Annotated in this window: 9 protein-coding genes; 5 read left to right on the forward strand and 4 right to left on the reverse strand. The window is 43.6% G+C overall.

Translation table 11 applies throughout. The features are described from left to right. Nucleotides 1–67: 67 nt before the first annotated feature. The 4 genes from X939_RS0105795 to treZ form a co-directional block, all read right to left on the reverse strand. Entirely contained in the window at nucleotides 68–607 is a 540-nt protein-coding gene (locus X939_RS0105795) for a YciE/YciF ferroxidase family protein (RefSeq protein ID WP_025762321.1), read from the reverse strand. Nucleotides 608–742: 135 nt separating this feature from the next. Beyond that, nucleotides 743–1162 (reverse strand): hypothetical protein, encoded by a 420-nt coding sequence (locus X939_RS0105800; protein WP_131694652.1) that lies wholly within the window; start codon nucleotides 1160–1162, stop codon nucleotides 743–745. A gap of 187 nt (nucleotides 1163–1349) precedes the next feature. After that, nucleotides 1350–5573: a malto-oligosyltrehalose synthase gene (gene treY / locus X939_RS0105805; protein ID WP_025762323.1), complete on the reverse strand. Its 4224-nt coding sequence runs from the start codon at nucleotides 5571–5573 to the stop codon at nucleotides 1350–1352. Further along, nucleotides 5570–7423, reverse strand: coding sequence for a malto-oligosyltrehalose trehalohydrolase (treZ, locus tag X939_RS0105810; protein ID WP_044198521.1), 1854 nt, complete (start codon nucleotides 7421–7423; stop codon nucleotides 5570–5572). The genes treY and treZ overlap by 4 nt, the downstream gene beginning before the upstream one ends. 199 nt (nucleotides 7424–7622) lie before the next feature. Between treZ and X939_RS0105815 the strand changes: the two genes are divergently transcribed. The 5 genes from X939_RS0105815 (at nucleotide 7623) to X939_RS0105835 (ending at nucleotide 17176) form a co-directional block, all read left to right on the forward strand. After that, nucleotides 7623–8228 carry an RNA polymerase sigma factor gene (locus tag X939_RS0105815; RefSeq protein ID WP_025762325.1) on the forward strand — a complete coding sequence of 202 codons (606 nt, stop codon included), beginning with the start codon at nucleotides 7623–7625 and terminating at the stop codon, nucleotides 8226–8228. An 83-nt stretch (nucleotides 8229–8311) separates the two neighbouring features. Next, nucleotides 8312–9376, forward strand: coding sequence for a FecR family protein (locus X939_RS0105820; protein WP_025762326.1), 1065 nt, complete (start codon nucleotides 8312–8314; stop codon nucleotides 9374–9376). Nucleotides 9377–9537: 161 nt separating this feature from the next. Next, nucleotides 9538–12957, forward strand: coding sequence for a TonB-dependent receptor (locus tag X939_RS0105825; protein ID WP_025762327.1), 3420 nt, complete (start codon nucleotides 9538–9540; stop codon nucleotides 12955–12957). Nucleotides 12958–12968: 11 nt separating this feature from the next. Then, on the forward strand, nucleotides 12969–14657 hold the full coding sequence (locus tag X939_RS0105830) for a RagB/SusD family nutrient uptake outer membrane protein (protein ID WP_025762328.1): 1689 nt from the start codon (nucleotides 12969–12971) through the stop codon (nucleotides 14655–14657). A gap of 59 nt (nucleotides 14658–14716) precedes the next feature. Further along, nucleotides 14717–17176: a hypothetical protein gene (locus tag X939_RS0105835; protein ID WP_025762329.1), complete on the forward strand. Its 2460-nt coding sequence runs from the start codon at nucleotides 14717–14719 to the stop codon at nucleotides 17174–17176. Nucleotides 17177–17181 lie beyond the last annotated feature (5 nt).

The following is a 17181-nucleotide window of genomic DNA, read 5'->3' on the forward strand; positions in this document are numbered from 1 at the left end:
CTAAAAAGGGCTTGAGAATGATCTCAAGCCCTTTTTAGTTGATAACTTTATCAAAATATGGATTTATCTATTCGTCCCCAGCTTGCTGATTGACATACGTTTCGGCCAATTCAGTAAGCAGATGATCCGTGTCACCTTCCTCGTCTAGAGTTAACTGTAATTGTTTGGCCGCATCTTCATGGCCTAGAGTACGGGCAATATTGCGGAGTGTTCCATATGACGCAATTTCGTAATGCTCCACCTTCTGGGCGGCCATAATCAATCCACAGTCCCGAACCATGGTTCCAGACTCCGTATCTTCTATAATTTCATTGGCCTCTTCTATCAACCCTTCCATGGCGGCACATTTTTTGGTTTTGGCCTTCTCACCTACCATTTCAAAAATGGACTCCAAACGATCTACATGTCCATCAGTCTGTTTCTTATGGGTCTCAAAAGCCTCCTTCAGCTCGTCGGAGGTAGTATTTTTGGCCATTTTAACCAATGCCTTAGAAAGGTTCTTCTCCGCCCAATATAGGTCTTGAAGGCCGTCTACAAAAAGTGATTTTAGTTTCTCGCTATCTGAAGCTGTAATTTGTTTCTGTGCTTTTTTCTTCGAAGTTTTCATAATTCTAACGTTACGTTATTGATTAAAATGAAATATTATTTTAGTGTGACTGTTTATATAGAGTGATAAAATAATCGTACCAAAATTCTAGTTTTTTGAAGGTATAAACACATATTTTTTAAGGCCTTCCCTACCTCAGGCTACCACCTGGTAGGCCGTTTTGGTACCGAGTTCATACGACCTTACTTCTTTCTTTAAAAAAGCATCTAATCTTAATAACTGAGCAAAATGATCCTGACAGAAAAGCAAGGCTTCTCCACCCAGCACTTCCCCTTCTACGAGCTCATTATAGGCATTTAAGAGATCCTGCTGCGTATAAAATAATTGCTGCAACACCGATTTCACCCCATCTTTTCCTAAGTTCATGGTCCGGGACATCACGATACTGTCCAGGTCCCTGTCCTCCAGACAATTCTTCAGACTTTCGTAAAGGGTGCAGATTTCATTAAGAAAAAGTACAGAACTCATATGACCACAGGCACAAATCCGGCGGAGCTCATTAGAAATATCTGCGCTCATAACCGACTTGAAACCTTGCTCCTGTTTCTTGTGCATCCTCCAAATCTTTGCAACTTTTTGAACCAAATTATCTCCCTGCCCCATGCGCTTGACGATTTCATATTTAACAATGCAGCAGCAATAACAAAAAGTGTACCCAGGATACGCTTCAGCTTCCTGTCACCAGACACTCACTTAAATAAACCGAGGAGCCTCAAACAGGGAAGTCTTTTACACATAAACGTCAGCCTCTGTTATACAATTTTGTCCACAATTTTAGGGAGTTTTCTTCGGCATTGGTTAGCTGCCCGGGCAATAGTCTCCAGGACCAGTTGCCCTCAGTAGTCCCAGGACGATTCATTTTGGCTTCGCTACCCAGATACAAAACATCCTGAATGGGCAATATTGCGGTCTGGGCTACAGAGGCATAGATCAATCTGATGAATGTATCTACTACATTTTTTTCATCGACTTTAAAACCTACGTAAGATTCAATGCGGGCGCGTATCTCCTCATCCGTCTCATCCTGGAACCATCCTAAAGTGGTGTTATTATCGTGAGTACCGGTATAGACCAAGAAGTCAACCCCGTATTCATGAGGAATATGAGGACTTTGTGCAAAATTTTCGTCGAAGGCAAACTGAAGGACCTTCATACCGGGCAGCCTGTATTGGTCGCGGATACGGAAAACTTCTGGATTGCTAGCTCCAAGATCCTCCGCTACAAATGGTAATCCGTTAAGTTCCCGGCTAATGGTATCGAAGAAATCAGTACCTGGGCCGGCAACCCAGCTCCCTCCTTCAGCGGTAGGGCTGGAACCGGGTACCTCCCAATAGTCTACGAAGGCGCGAAAGTGGTCGAACCGAAGTAGGTCGAATAATTCTTTATTTTTTTTGAGCCTGCTTACCCACCAATCATATTGCCTTTCTTTCATATATTCCCAGTTGAAAGTGGGCATTCCCCAAAGTTGCCCTTCCGCAGAGAAGGCATCAGGTGGCACGCCCGCAACTCCAACCATTTCACCCTCCTCATCCACCTTAAACAGAGACTGGTGGGCCCATACATCTACAGAATTATAACTTACATAGAATGGGATGTCACCAAGGAGACATATCTGTTTCCGATGCGCATATTTCTGCAAGGCCTTCCATTGCCGATCAAAAATAAACTGAATCCACTTTTGATAACGCAACGCATCCTCCTTCTCGTCGGACACTTTTTGCAACTGTTCGGGATCATATTTGCGATAAGCCGGTTCCCATTCATACCAAGGTTTGCATTCGTGCATATCACGAATGACCATAAACAAAGCGTAATCGTCGAGCCAGGATAGGTTTTTATTACAGAAATCATCGAAGGCACGCAGCATCTTGGAGGATCGTTTGTTTTTAAAAGACTCGTAAGCTCGACTCAATATTTCCCCCTTCACTTCGAGCACGGCTTTATAATCTACCTTGCCTTCATTATTCCTATAATAGGATTTTAAGTTGATGTTCTCCAGCAGTCCGTCTCTGTACAATAGAGCGGGGCTAATCAGGAGCATATTTCCGGCCTGGCTAGACAAAGTGCTGTACGGAGAATGGTGTTCATGCTCCGAGGTAGGATTTAAGGGCAATAATTGCCAGACAGATTGATTACTTCGGGCAAGGAAATCGACAAATCCATATGCTTCAGGCCCTAAATCCCCGATACCAAATGGAGCAGCTAGGGAGCTGATATGCATGAGAATTCCTGCGCTCCTACCCTTAGAGATCCGCTCTCCTGTCATTACAGCATAAGGAAAACCATTGAATATTTCACTGACCATAAAGCCTTCCGTTCCCTGGTATTCCTGCGCATGTAGATAATTCTTCCAGTCTACCTGCTGGCTATCAGGAAAATGTACACACGTATCCTTCCAGTCCAGCTGACCTATTGAATCTGCCTCTTTTCCACTCAGCTCTGCGAGGTGAAGAGGGACTATAACCACGATATATCTGTTTTTATAAACCCGGGCAAATGCCAGCAAATTGTCTGCATATTGCCCCTCTACCTGTAGGGGAATATAAGACCCCTTCGTGAAAATATGGTCGCCGTCCTGCCGTAAATGCATCAGTTGCTTGGTAAACCAAAGCTTTAGTTCGGCCGTTTTCCCCTGTTCCCACATGGTATGGGGAAGGTGGTCGGCAATATTTTCGTCAGAATATAACCATTCTAATATGCGCTGCCTATTATCATAATCTACAGGGCGTCGATTATCCGGGTCCACAAAGGAATAATCCCATAATTCTGTTCCTTGATAGACATCTGGAACTCCTGGGCAGGTAAATTTCAGCAAGAGCTGCGACAGAGAATTAAGCTTTCCAAATCCATCAATTCTTTTAACGAGCGAAATCAAAAAGTCGTAGAAGGCACCCTCCTTTTCTAATATGTAGTCTACAAATAGCTCTACAGCGGCTTCATATTCCTGATTTGGGTTGTCCCAGCTGGTACGCCTCTTCGATTCCCTAAATGCTTTTTGTAAGTAGGCCTTGAGGCGCTCCGTATAACTGGCATGGTCCGCATCGTCGATAGGATAGGTTCCCACCAGTGTCTGATAGATAAAATACTGATCATTCCTATCTGGAATTTCATCTGAAACCAACGTCTCATCCACAAACTGTGACCAACTATTAACCGTTTCGAACCAGACTTCTGGTATATTGCTTAAGACATTTAATCGTGCCCGTACATCTTCACCTCTCTTGGTATCATGTGTGGCTGTTGTAGAAAGGGACAAAGGCGTTTGGGCCTGCCTTAGAATCATTTTCCGGTGAAATTCTTCCCTATTGATTCCGAAAGCCTCCACCGAATCTCCTACCTCATTATGCGCTATAAATCTATTATAGACATACATCAAGGTATCTTCCACCCCTTTGGCCATAAGGGGGCCGGTGTATTGCATACAACGGGCGTAAAATTGACCTACTCTCTCATTATAGGAATCATTAGCCTCCTTAGGATTGACAATTAATATTTTTTCTAAGGCCTCTACCCCCACGCCAAGTTGAGGCAAGGAACTTCTCACCTGATCCAGAATATCATGAATCCAGCATGTCTCTTCTGCGTCAAGAGGGAATTTTTGACCATAATATCGGTAAACTGGACAGTAGACCAGCATCTCTCCGAGAGCCTCTTTGAGGATAGAGAAATCTTCTTCTTTAAATCCTTCTGGTACTAATAATAAAGTATTTAAATACTCAAACAAATTGTCGAGTTCCCCCCCCATATGCTCTTGGAGAATCATTCTTTTTTTCTCAATCTGTAACGATTGTGGTGCTTCATCGCTTTGAATAAAACGATTGTAAAAATCGGTAAACTTCCGTTCCTGCCTGGACTGAGTCAAAAGATTGTTAACCAATGCCAAAAACTCGTAACCAGTTGTGCCCTCCACAGGCCAGCTCTCCGGAAGCATCTCTCCATGCTCTAATATCTTCTCTACAACCAAATATTTATCATCGGTCAACATAGATCGTAAGCGATGCAAATAAGCTCGAGGATCATACAGTCCATCGACATGATCTACTCTTAGCCCGGTAAATACGCCCTCGTTAAGAAGTTTTTCAATCTGCTCATGATACTGAGTAAATACTGTCTCGTTCTGAATGTTCAAACATATAAGCTCATTTACGGTGAAGAATCGCCGGTAGTTCATTTTACGACTCGACTCCGTCCAGTGAAGCAGAATATAGGCCTGTTGCTGTATAAGGGATTTGAGAAATTCTTCGTCGTTTACTTCTGATATTCTCGCCTCAAAGAGCCCTTTTTCCCAATCTGACTGAAAAAGAGCCTCCAGTTGAGCCCGAATTTCATTCCATTGCAAGGCAAATTGCTGGGCATCCTCCAGGCTTAGCGCTGTAGAGAGTTGCTCAAAAAGCAAATTAAATGCCTGATTATTTCTTAGCGATTCAGTCTCTAAGATTTCCAAATAACTGCGCGGATGAAGGGGAAAGAGCTGTTCTCCATATCTAAAATAAAGGCGCTGATTTATATATGCCAATGAGAACTGCCCTTCACGTATCAGTTCCTCCAAGGGACGGTCCAAAACAGGCCATAATAGTTTGCCCTTAGCCTCAGGATGATTCCACTCGATATCAAAAAAGGCAGCGTAATATGAGTCCTTTCCTTTTTCTAAGACATCGAGGAGCCAAGGATTCTCCAGGCTGAAACCTTGATGATTCGGAACAATATCCTGTAACCATCCAATACCATGCTCCTTTAAAAGCTGACTTATTTCTAAGAGTTCCTCCTCTGTTCCTATTTCCGGATCAATCTGTTTAGGGTCTACGCCGTCATAGCCGTGCATACTACCTGCAGTCGATTTGAAAATAGGAGAAGCATAAATGGTCCCAACGCCTAACTCGATCAGGTAAGGAATAATTTTCTTGAATTTTTTAAAATCAAAATCCTTATGAAATTGAATTCTATAGGATGTTTTAATACTATTCATATCGTGTTGGTGTAAAGTGAAAATGATTCTGCCGGGAGTGCGAACGAGAGTCGGTCCGGTACCATTTCCGGAAGCGTCTTCCAGCCCCCCCACTCGGTATCGCTTGAAGCGATTAGTTTGTACCAGGCGGGAGCCTCATCAGGCAGGTTCAACTGTTGGGTTTCATTACTAAAATTGAGGATTGAAATGGCTATCTTGTCCTTTAAGCGGCGAGTAATCACCAGTACCTTCCCCTGGGCATGCAGCTCTACCTCAACCGCATGTCTATCCAGCCTCGACAGCACCTCTTGCTGTTTTCTAATCTTTATAAGACGCTGATAATAATTTCTCATCTGCTGATGCTTTGTCTTGGAAAGAAGCTCCCATTGCATTTTGGAATTCATAAAAGTTTCTATTCCAAACGGATCGGGAGGAGACCCTCGATGAAAATCTTTGAATTCCCGGGCTCTGCCTTCCCGCACTGCCTGTACCAATTCTACATCGCCATGATCTATAAAATATTGAAAGGGATTGGGCTCTGCGTATTCTTCCCCCATAAACAGCAAAGGAATATAGGGCGAAATAATCACCGCTCCGGCGAGCAGTCGTTGCTTTGCTGGCCCTAGCAAGGTACTAGTCCTTTCCCCCAGCATGCGGTTGCCTACTTGATCATGATTTTGTGAAAAAATAACAAATTGTTCTCCACTACAATTTTCGGCGGGTACACCAAAATATTTTTTACGATGCTCTGAATACCCCCCATCATATACGTAAGCATCTCTAAAGGCCTTCGCCAGATGATCCAATCCATTAAAATCCGAATAATAACCTACCGGTTCCTGTCCACTCGCTACCCGTAGGGCATGGTGGAATTCATCAATCCACTGTGCGTCCATGCCATACCCTCCAAGCTCTATGGGCTTGATAAAACGAGTATCATTTAAGTCCAGCTCGGCGATCAGGAAATGTGGTCTTCCCGATTTTTGCATGATCTCTACCGTCTGTTCTTTTAATTCCTGTAAGATATGTTTAGGGCTAAAATCTTTAATGGCATGCACAGCGTCCAGGCGTAAAGCATCTATATGAAAATCTTCAAACCACATTCTGGCATTCTCCAGAACGAATCTCCGGACTCCATCACAATAAGCATCATCAAAATTAACCGCCGATCCCCAAGGCGTATGGTATTTGTCAGTAAAGTAGGGACCATAGCTAGACAGATAATTACCCTCAGGCCCCATATGGTTATACACTACATCAAGAATAACGGCTAGCCCCTTGCGGTGACAAGCATTAATCAATTGCTGCAAGCCTCTGGCGCCTCCGTAAGAGTTCTGAACGGCGAAGGGGAAAACTCCGTCATAACCCCAGTTGCGCTTTCCGGGAAACTGAGCGACGGGCATAATTTCTATAGCTGTTACACCTAAATCTACCAAATAGTCCAGCCGGTTTAGTACGCCTTCGAAAGTACCCTGATCGGAGAATGTACCTACATGTAGCTCATAAATGACGTACTCCGATAGAGGTATATTTTTCCAGTTGCTATCTGTCCAGCAAAAATCGTCTAAGCGAATCGCCTGACTAGGTCCGTGGACTCCTTCAGGTTGAGCCCTCGAACAGGGATCTGGAAGTAACGGTGTGCCATCGAGACTGAATTTATAATAGTCACCTGGACTAAGGGCATCTGTTTCTATGCCCCAATACCCATCCTGCAATTGATTTAGTGCTAGCCTTACCTGGTTTTTATGTAAACAAATTTCCACAAGACTTGCTAAGGGCGCCCAGACTTGAACTTGTGCCAATCCCTTTTCATTAAATGTAACGCCCGTCTTTTGGGGCTCAGCCTCTCTATTCAGTGCATATTTTTCCATCTCTTCACAATTAGCAATATACCCTAATGATTTGTCGGGTTACTTAATAATATTGTACCAGACCTTTTTTCGTGAAAATTGAGAAAATTTGATACCACATCAGTTGAAATTAGGGAATAGACTATAGATTAGAACGAAATATGCTTACTTTTTCGGTAAATATTTACAAATTGCATTTCTATCCAATTCAATTTTCTACATGGCCCACCGTCCTTTTACCGATGAAAAGAGCTTATGGCACGCCTTCCAGTTAGGAAGCGAACTGGCTTTGACTCAGTTAATGGACCAATTTATTGGACCAATGACCTATTATGGAAGAAAATTATCTCATAATGATGACCTGATCCAGGACTGCATCCAAGAAACTTTTATCGATATCTGGCAATACCGCGCTAATTTAAGGGTTGTACAAGAAATCAGGCCTTATCTTCTGACTTGTTTGAGGAGAAAAATTGGACAAGCAATTTTAAAAGAAAAATTTCTCCCCTTAGAGGAAATGGATGCTGGAGCCCACTTCGAATTGGATTTCAATGTTGAGCAGAGCCTGGTAAGGGATGAAGAGGAAGCTCAGCGCATATTCGAACTGAACCGCTACATCAACGGCCTGTCCCGGAAAAGAAAAGAAATTATATATCTAAAGTATTACCAGAATCTTAGTAACCAGGAAATAGCCTTAGTCATGGGCATTCAGTATCAGACTGCGTCAAATTTACTTCACGAAGCACTCAATTCACTTCGGGAATTAATACCCTCTAAATCAATACTTTCCCTTCTATTTCTTTGGACCACTGTATTGCATCAGTAATATTTTTTTTAAAAAAAATATAAAAAAACAGTATAAAGCCTGTCCATCCCTGCTACTGGGTATGTATCGACCAAATAGCATTGATGAAGGATTATAATTCGTACCAACTTCAGGATTACCTGGTGGACCCCGATTTTCAGCATTGGGTTCTTGTGAATGGATTTTCGGATCCCACTTCTGAATGGTACCGCCGACTTGAACTAAACCATACACAAGCGCAAATTGCCAAGGAAGCGCAGGAATTAATTATAGCCAGCAGAATATGCGAGCGGCCTATTTCTTCAGAATATACCCAATCCATTATTCGAAATACCCTTGAAACCATTCGATCACAGGAAAATCAAGCGCCGGAACGTTCTCGTAACTGGCTTTTGCCATTTTCAGTAGCAGCCAGCGTGGCAGTCCTTATTATCGGGACCTGGTTTATCTATTTTTCAGACCAAAATTTACAGTCCGATCAATTCACTACCATCAAAAATACAGAAACGACAGGTGCGTACCAACCCATAGCATTATCTGATGGAAGTACCGTATTGCTTTATCCTGGAAGTACCTTGCGGTTCCCCACAGAATTTAATGGGACTCAACGAGAAGTATTTTTAGAGGGTAAGGCGTTTTTTGAGATTGCGAAAAATGCGCGCAGACCATTTCTGGTACATAGCCAGGAAATGGTAACCCGGGTACTGGGCACCAGCTTTCTAGTAGATGCTTTTGAGGATCGTGACAACTTTGAGGTGGTAGTGAAAAGTGGTAAAGTTTCAATTAGTACCAAAGCAGCTTATGAGAAGATGGCCTCGGAAGTTGCCCTGGAGCCCAATCAGCGACTGGTATTGCAGCGCAAAGAGCAAATGATGGTGCGTTCTGTGATTGCAACCCCGCAAATTGACAAAATCAGCCCCAATAATATTCAGCCCCTGATCTTTACCGACACGACCATAGATAATATTCTGACTACACTGAGTGGAAGGTATAATGTTCAATTTTCGGTCGAAGGTTCCAGCCTGGCCGACTGTTCGCTGACCACCACCTTCGGAGATGAACCCTTATTCGAAAAGCTTAAAATCATTTGCCAAGCAATAGGACCTTCCACACATTATAAAATTGAAGGAAACAAAATAATTATCAGCACCAAAGGATGTAATAACTAAACCATAGCCTATGTCAAAACACCTCTTACCTTACTAAAAAAGTCAGCCATGTTCGCACCATGACTGACCTACTGCTCCCCCTTCCTTAATGAAAAGCAAACACCATTATTGGTGTGAAGGGGATGTTTTTGCCTTTTACAATCACAAAAACGATTAAAAGTATGAAAAAAAAACTATTCGACGCTCATTCTTGGAGCCTGATCATGAAAATTTCCAGCATACAGATAATGATGGCTCTCGTGCTGACTACGGCTTCCTGGGCCAGCTCTTCGGCTCAGGAGATGCTCAATCAACGGGTCAATTTGATTATTAAGGATGCCAGCCTGAGAACTATCCTATCAGAAATAAGCCAAAATACCGGTGTCCGTATAACCTATAACTCCAAGATTGTCACGCCAAATCTTCGAGGGTCTCTACAAGCCAAAAATAAGCCTCTGTCCCGCGTTTTAGATGAACTTTTATCGCCCGAAAGTATCACGTATATGATCATAGACGATCAGATCATATTGCGAAAAAAAGAAAATAATGTTGGAGCTCAAGAGGATAAACATACAGAAAACATATTACATACTCAACCAGGTCCCGAGGTTAGGAAGCTGGAAGGTACGGTGAAAGACGAGGAAGGGATAGGACTGCCAGGGGTCAATGTGATAGTAAAGGGAACACAACAGGGTACCACTACGGACCAGAATGGCGCATTTCAAATCGAATTGACCGATGCGCCTTCCGTATTGGTATTTTCCTTTGTAGGATATACCTCGCAGGAGCTATCCATCACGAATCAAAATCGTTTGGACATCGTCATGAAGATCGATGATAAGGCACTTGAAGAGCTGGTAGTGGTTGGATACGGGAGTGTTCAGAAAAAGGACCTGACCGGATCGGTTTCTTCCGTGCAGGGAGAGGTAATAGCCAACCGGAAAACAACGCAGATTTCGCAGGCATTGCAAGGTACCATGCCTGGGGTGATGGTAACCAGAAGCAGTAATGCACCAGGTTCTACGGCCTCCATAAGAATACGCGGTATCACCACGATTTCCGGTGAAGGGGCTAACCCACTCATCATTTTAGATGGAGTTCCCGTAGATGATATCAACTCCATTAATCCTAATGATGTTGAAAGTATCTCGGTCCTAAAGGATGCCGCGTCCGCTTCTATCTACGGCTCTAGAGCCGCTGCAGGGGTAATCGTTGTTACAACCAAGAGGGCTAAATCGGGCCAGTTGAATCTAGACTATTCATTCGAATATGGATCGGAACGGCCCACCAACCTAGCCAAGTATGTTGGGGCGCAGCGATTTATGCAGTTGACTAACGAATTGCGATGGAATGACAATGGGAATAATACTAATGAGTATCCTACCTATTCTAAGGATATGATTGAAAATTATAACCAGTTGAACCAAGAGAATCCGGATCTATATCCTAATACGAACTGGCAGGATTTAATATTAAAAAAGTCGGCTCCTCGGACCAGCCATATCCTAAGTATTGCTGCGGCAGGGAAAATGTTAAGGTCCAGAGTATCTATGGCCTATGACAATACCGATGGATTATTCGATGGTCGCAAGTATGAGAGAATAACCGCACGTATGAATAATGATATCACCATCTCTAAATATTTATCGGCCAGTGTAGACTTAAACTTCAAAAGAACCCAGTCGGAACAGACCAACATAGATCCATTCTACATGATGAATCTGCTGCCTCCAATATATGCTGCAAAATGGTCGGATGGGCGAATTGCGGCAGGGAAGGATGGGGCAAATGTTTACGGCGCCATGCAGGCAGGAACGAATACTGGATGGTACAACCAAATTGGTGGTAAAGTAGGACTCGATTTCAGCCCGGTGGAGGGGCTAAAGTTATCTGCTGTAGTTTCTCCGTTTCTTAATTTTGACAAATCGAAACGATTTGTTAAAAAAGTACCGTATACCTCCTTCGACAACCCGGGGGTAACGGCCGGATATATAGAAGGTGCAACTGAAACGAGTTTGTATGAAAGCAGAAATGATAATTATCGTTACACGACTCAATTTTTAGCCAATTATAATAAACAATGGGGTGACCATAGCTTTAGTGCTCTAGGAGGTTATGAATTCTTCAAAGCTTTCAATGAATATTTAGGAGCTTCCAGAAGGCAATATAATTTGTCAAACTATCCTTATTTAAATCTAGGCCCCTTGGATCAGCGGGACAATAGTGGCACCGCATCAGAAAATGCCTATCGCTCCTTTTTTGGAAGGGTGACCTATGGTTTCAAAAATAAATATTTGCTTCAAGCCAATCTTCGGTATGACGGTTCCTCAAGGTTTGCCTCCGGCTATCGTTGGGGAGCCTTCCCATCCATCTCTGCAGGGTGGGTACTCTCAGAAGAGAATTTTTTAAAGAACAAGGCCAATGCCATCAGCTTCTTGAAACTAAGAGCCTCTTGGGGGACACTTGGAAATGAACGAATTGGAAGTAATTATCCTTACCAAGCGATACTAAGTTTTGAAAATAGTTCCTTATTTTATCAAGGAAATACTGTTACCGCGGCACAATCGGCGGCTCAATTTCAATATGCCATCCGAGATATTTCCTGGGAGACTACTTCTTCATACGATTTGGGAGTTGATGCCAACTTTTTTAATGATCGACTTCAGATCACTGCTGACTACTACAAAAAAACCACTCGTGACATGCTCCTGGAACTGGAGATACCCGATTATATTGGGTTCGACAATCCCGATCAAAATACAGGTAAGATGTTTACCACAGGATGGGAAATGCAGGCGGGCTGGAACGACCGAATTGGTAATTTAGGATATAGAGCATCATTTAACCTATCCGACTTCGTATCTAAAATGGGAGATTTGGGCGGAACAGAGTTTCTTGGCGATCAGATAAAAAAGCAAAACAGCGAATTTAACGAGTGGTATGGATACCAGTCCATAGGTTTGTTTCAAACCGCCGATGAAGTTACCAATTCGGCAGTTACCAATAGCAATGTTCGGGCCGGAGATATTCGGTACAAAGATATTAGTGGACCAGAAGGTGTTCCAGATGGCAAAATATCTCCAGAATATGACCGGGTATTATTAGGAGGCTCTCTTCCCCGTTACATGTTCGGACCCAGCTTCGGTCTTAATTTTAAGAATTTCGACCTGTCCTTCACTTTCCAAGGTGTTGGTCATCAGAATTCCCGAATTACCTCCTCCATGATCAGACCGCTACTGGCTAATTTTGGCAATTTTCCCGCCCTTTTGGACGGCTCGAGTTGGAGTAATTATAATACCCCAGAACAAAATCTCCAGGCTATCTATCCCCGTTATACCAATGTATCGGCCGGTAATAATTATGCTATGTCCGACTTCTGGATGTTTAATGGAGGATACATACGCTTAAAAAATGTGAGTTTAGGTTACCAAATCCCTTCCACGATTACCGAAAAACTACATATCCAGGGCATTCGGTTGTATGGAACCTTTAGCGATGTTTTTGCCCTTCACCGATTCCCAAAAGGATGGGATCCTGAAATGAACGGATTCAATTATCCTATCACAACGGCGATGGTTTTCGGAATCTCAGTTAAATTCTAAATCGACTTTCAATGAAAAAGCCTATAATTTCAATACTAGCCATGGTCTTAAGCCTAGTAGCTTGTGACACTCTGGATCTCAACCCACTTTCTGATGGTTCCAGCGAGACTTGGAATTCCAATGCCGAAGAACTCGAGATGTCCTTAAACGGACTTTATAAGGAGGCATTTTGGATGATGGATCAGGACGACTGGACAGATGACTGGCTCTATAGGGAGGCCACAACCGATATTACCGGGGCTACTATTAATGGCCAGACTGGTTTCGTCAGAACCTGGTGGAGTAATACTTATAAAGCCATTGCCAGGGCCAATATCATTATACAGGGGGTGGATAGAGCCAAAGAACAGCTTTCTGCCCAAGAACTCAATCGCTATCTTGCCGAGGCACGATTCGTGCGCGCGAGCCAATATGCCCGTCTTATTTCACATTTCGGAAATGTCGTATATCTGGAAAAACCAGTAGATATAGAAGAGGCCCTCAATACTCCTCAGACAGATAAGGCATCCATCCTTCAGAAGATATATGAAGACTATGATTTTGCAGCACAAAATCTGAAGGGCACGTATGGTTCTGGAGAATTAAAGAGAGCTTCGGCAGGAGCTGCCTATGCCATGAAAGCTCGTATTGCCCTACAAATGGGCGACTGGGCCGTAGCAAAAGACGCTGCTAAAGCATGTATGGATCTGAATGTTTATCAGCTGCATAGCGACTTCGGTAACTTATTTCTTTCAAGAACTAAGAATTCTAAGGAAACCATATTTGGTTTGCCAAGATCCATCGTACTGAACGTTACCCAGGGTGATTGTCAAAATTATGTTACCCGTAATGCTGGAGGCTGGGGAGCAAAAAATCCATCATGGGACCTGTTTGCATCCTTTCTATGCGTAGATGGAAAACCCATAGATGAGTCACCCCTATTTGATCCGCATGAACCCTTTGCTAACCGCGATCCTCGGTGTAATGCCACGATAGTACCCTTTCAAAGCGGTCACCTGGGTTTTATTTATCAGCCGCATCCCGATTCCCTGCAGGTAAAAAGATTATCCGACAATACCTACGTGCAAAATAAGGACAATCGGGTGGTGGCACAATATGCCTCTTATAATGGACTCGTTTGGAAAAAAGGTGTAGATGCAGATTGGTTACAAAATTCATGGCGGGTAGAGCCAGACTTAATCATTATTCGCTATGCCGACGTTTTACTGATGTATGCAGAAGCAAAAATTGAGCTAGATCAAATTGATGCATCCGTTCTACAGGCCATGAATGCCGTTCGGGCCAGAGCCTACCAAGTGGCCCCTACGGAAACCAGCAAATATCCTGCACTTACCTTAGCAGATGCCCCAAGTCTTCGAAAACTGGTACGCATGGAGCGTAGGATGGAGTTTGCCAACGAGGGCATTCGATATATGGATCTTATTCGTTGGAAATTAGCAGAAAAGACTCTAAATAAACCGAATTATGGTTTGCTTGACCCCGCCGAACTCAAGTCAAAAATAGTAGCCAAAGGACTCTGGTTTTTTCCCAGAACCCCATCAATCGATGCGGATGGCATAGCCGATTTCAGTTCTATGTACGATAAAGGATTAATAAAACAACTGACCATACGGAAATTCGACAAAGACCGACAATACCTTTGGCCAATTCCTACCAACGAGATCCTAACGAGTGGACTAGTACAGAACCCTAATTATTAAGATCAATTTTTAATAGGGGATATACCTCTCCCCTATTCCTTTTTCAAAATTAATTTTCGATGAACAAATCATTAAGCCTATTACTAATCATACTGGGTAATATCTGTATAGCCCAAAACTTTCCCGGAAAGAATCAATACCCCTATTTAAGCGGCATTTACCCACACCTTGCCTATTATAATAACGAGGGAGAATGTGGCACTGGAGCCGTGGTCCCCTGGGCCAATAAATTATGGGTTATTACTTATGGACCTCATAAACCTATGGGTTCTTCCGACAGGCTTTACGAAATTGACAATCAGCTCAATATGGTAGTACGCCCCGAAAGTATTGGCGGAACCCCGGCAAACAGAATGATACATCGGGAAAGTCAGCAGTTGTTCATTGGTCCTTACGCCATTGACCAAAACGCCTCGGTCAGAACCATTCCATACAGCAGAATGCCTGGCCGCCATACCGGAAATGCACGCCATTTGAGCGACCCAGCCAATAAAATTTATTATGGAACCATGGAAGAGGGATTTTATGAGGTAAATGTTCATGATTTATCTGTTAAGACCCTGTATACCGATGGTAATTTCTTAAAAAAGGACACTGAAGGCCATTCAGGTCCGCTCCTTCCCGGAGCCCATGGCAAGGGTCTCTATTCAGGACAAGGCGTAATGGTATTCTCGAATAACGGCGAATCGGGTCAAAAGGCGCTCAAGCATTTTGACATAGAAGCGGGTGTGTTGGCGGAATGGAATGGACAGGACTGGAAGGTGGTCCGTAGAAATCAGTTTGTAGAAGTCACTGGCCCGGGAGGAATTGAGGGGAATAAAAACCCTGACACCGACCCTATCTGGGCTACCGGCTGGGACCACAAGTCCGTGTTATTAGGTGCCCGTTATCATAATTCATGGAGCTTTTATAGGTTACCCAAAGCCAGCCATACCTATGATGGAGCCCATGGCTGGAATACGGAATGGCCCAGGATTAGGGACGTGGGCACCATAGACAAACCCGATTATCTGATGACCATGCATGGCCTATTTTGGGATTTTCCTTCTCATTTCAACCCCGAACAATCGGCAGGCATCCGTCCAAAATCCGCCTATCTGAAGGTGATCGGAGATTTTACGCGCTGGCATAATGGACTCGTCTTTGGTTGTGATGACAGCGCAGAGAAAGAATTTTTAAATAAAAGAAAAGCCAAAGGATCTATAGAAGGGCCAGGACAGTCTAATTCTAACCTCTGGTTTACCGACTTTGAAAAGCCAAACCACCTTGGGCCTAATACGGCCCAAGGTGCACTGTGGATTTCCGAGGAAGTCTTGGCCTACAGACCTTCCGATCCCTTCCTTTTTTCAGGTTGGACCTACAAAACGGCTTGGATAAAAAATGAAGGCAGCAATTCCCTCACCCTTCAATTAGAAGTGGACAAAAAAGGTGATAATAAATGGTCGAAACTTAGCCAGGTTCAACTTAAGCCAGGGGAGTCTGTTATGAAGTCCTTCACAAAAGGGGATCAAGGCGAATGGATACGGGCTACCCCCCTCTCAGATGGAGTTCTGACCTTTACCTTCAACTACTCCGATCGCTCCCGTTTTACCTCCTCCACTGACCCCATTTTCCAAGGCCTGGCAACAACCCAATCTCAGGAGTTTACTGGTGGATTACTATTTGGTTTAGGTAAAAATAGTAGAAAACTTGGCGTTTTGGCGCATCAATTCAGTAGTAGAGGACTTGAGGAAAGCGGTTATTATGAATTGGACAGTGCACTGAATCTGACTCCCGTTCAGAATCAGAAAATGGCGCAGCTAATCAGGGAGCAATTTAGAATTCCCGAAGATGCCATAAAGGTTGAAGAATCATCTGTGCTCATTATAGACGATTTAGGTCGTCGCTGGAGATTGCCTCTAGGTTCTTCCGCATTTGACCAAAGAACACGTGACGCCCAGCTGAGAGTCTGCCGGGAAGTAGCCACAGAACGCGACCTTCTTAATGCTCATGGCACCTTTTATGAACTCCCCGCAGAGAATGCCGACGGATATGCAAAAATAAGACCCGTCGCTTCTCATGGTCTGTCTATTCATGATTATGCGTCCTATAGGGGTCTGCTGGTAATGACTGGAGTTGAAGGAAAAACCAAAAATAACAAACATATTATCAGTTCCGAAGATGGCAAGGCTCAGGTATGGGCCGGAACCATCGATGATTTGTGGAAACTTGGTAAACCTACGGGACGTGGAGGACCGTGGAAAAACACTTCCGTTCAGGCCAATGTCCCTTCTGATCCCTATTTAATTGGATTTTATGATCAGAAGAAACTCCAACTTTCGCACCAAGGGAAAAAAGCAATTGAATTTCAAATTGAAGTAAATCCCATAGGTCATGGCCCCTGGATGGAATATAAGACCGTAATCATTCAACCCGGAAAATCTTTTGAATTGGAGTTCCCCTCCGACTTTGAAGCGCGGTGGATCCGTTTCACGGCAAAGGATGCCTGTGTGGCAACTGCCTGGTTAACTTATCAGTAATAGAT

This window comes from Dyadobacter tibetensis Y620-1 (genome assembly GCF_000566685.1).
In the GTDB taxonomy this organism is placed as follows: domain Bacteria; phylum Bacteroidota; class Bacteroidia; order Cytophagales; family Spirosomataceae; genus Dyadobacter; species Dyadobacter tibetensis.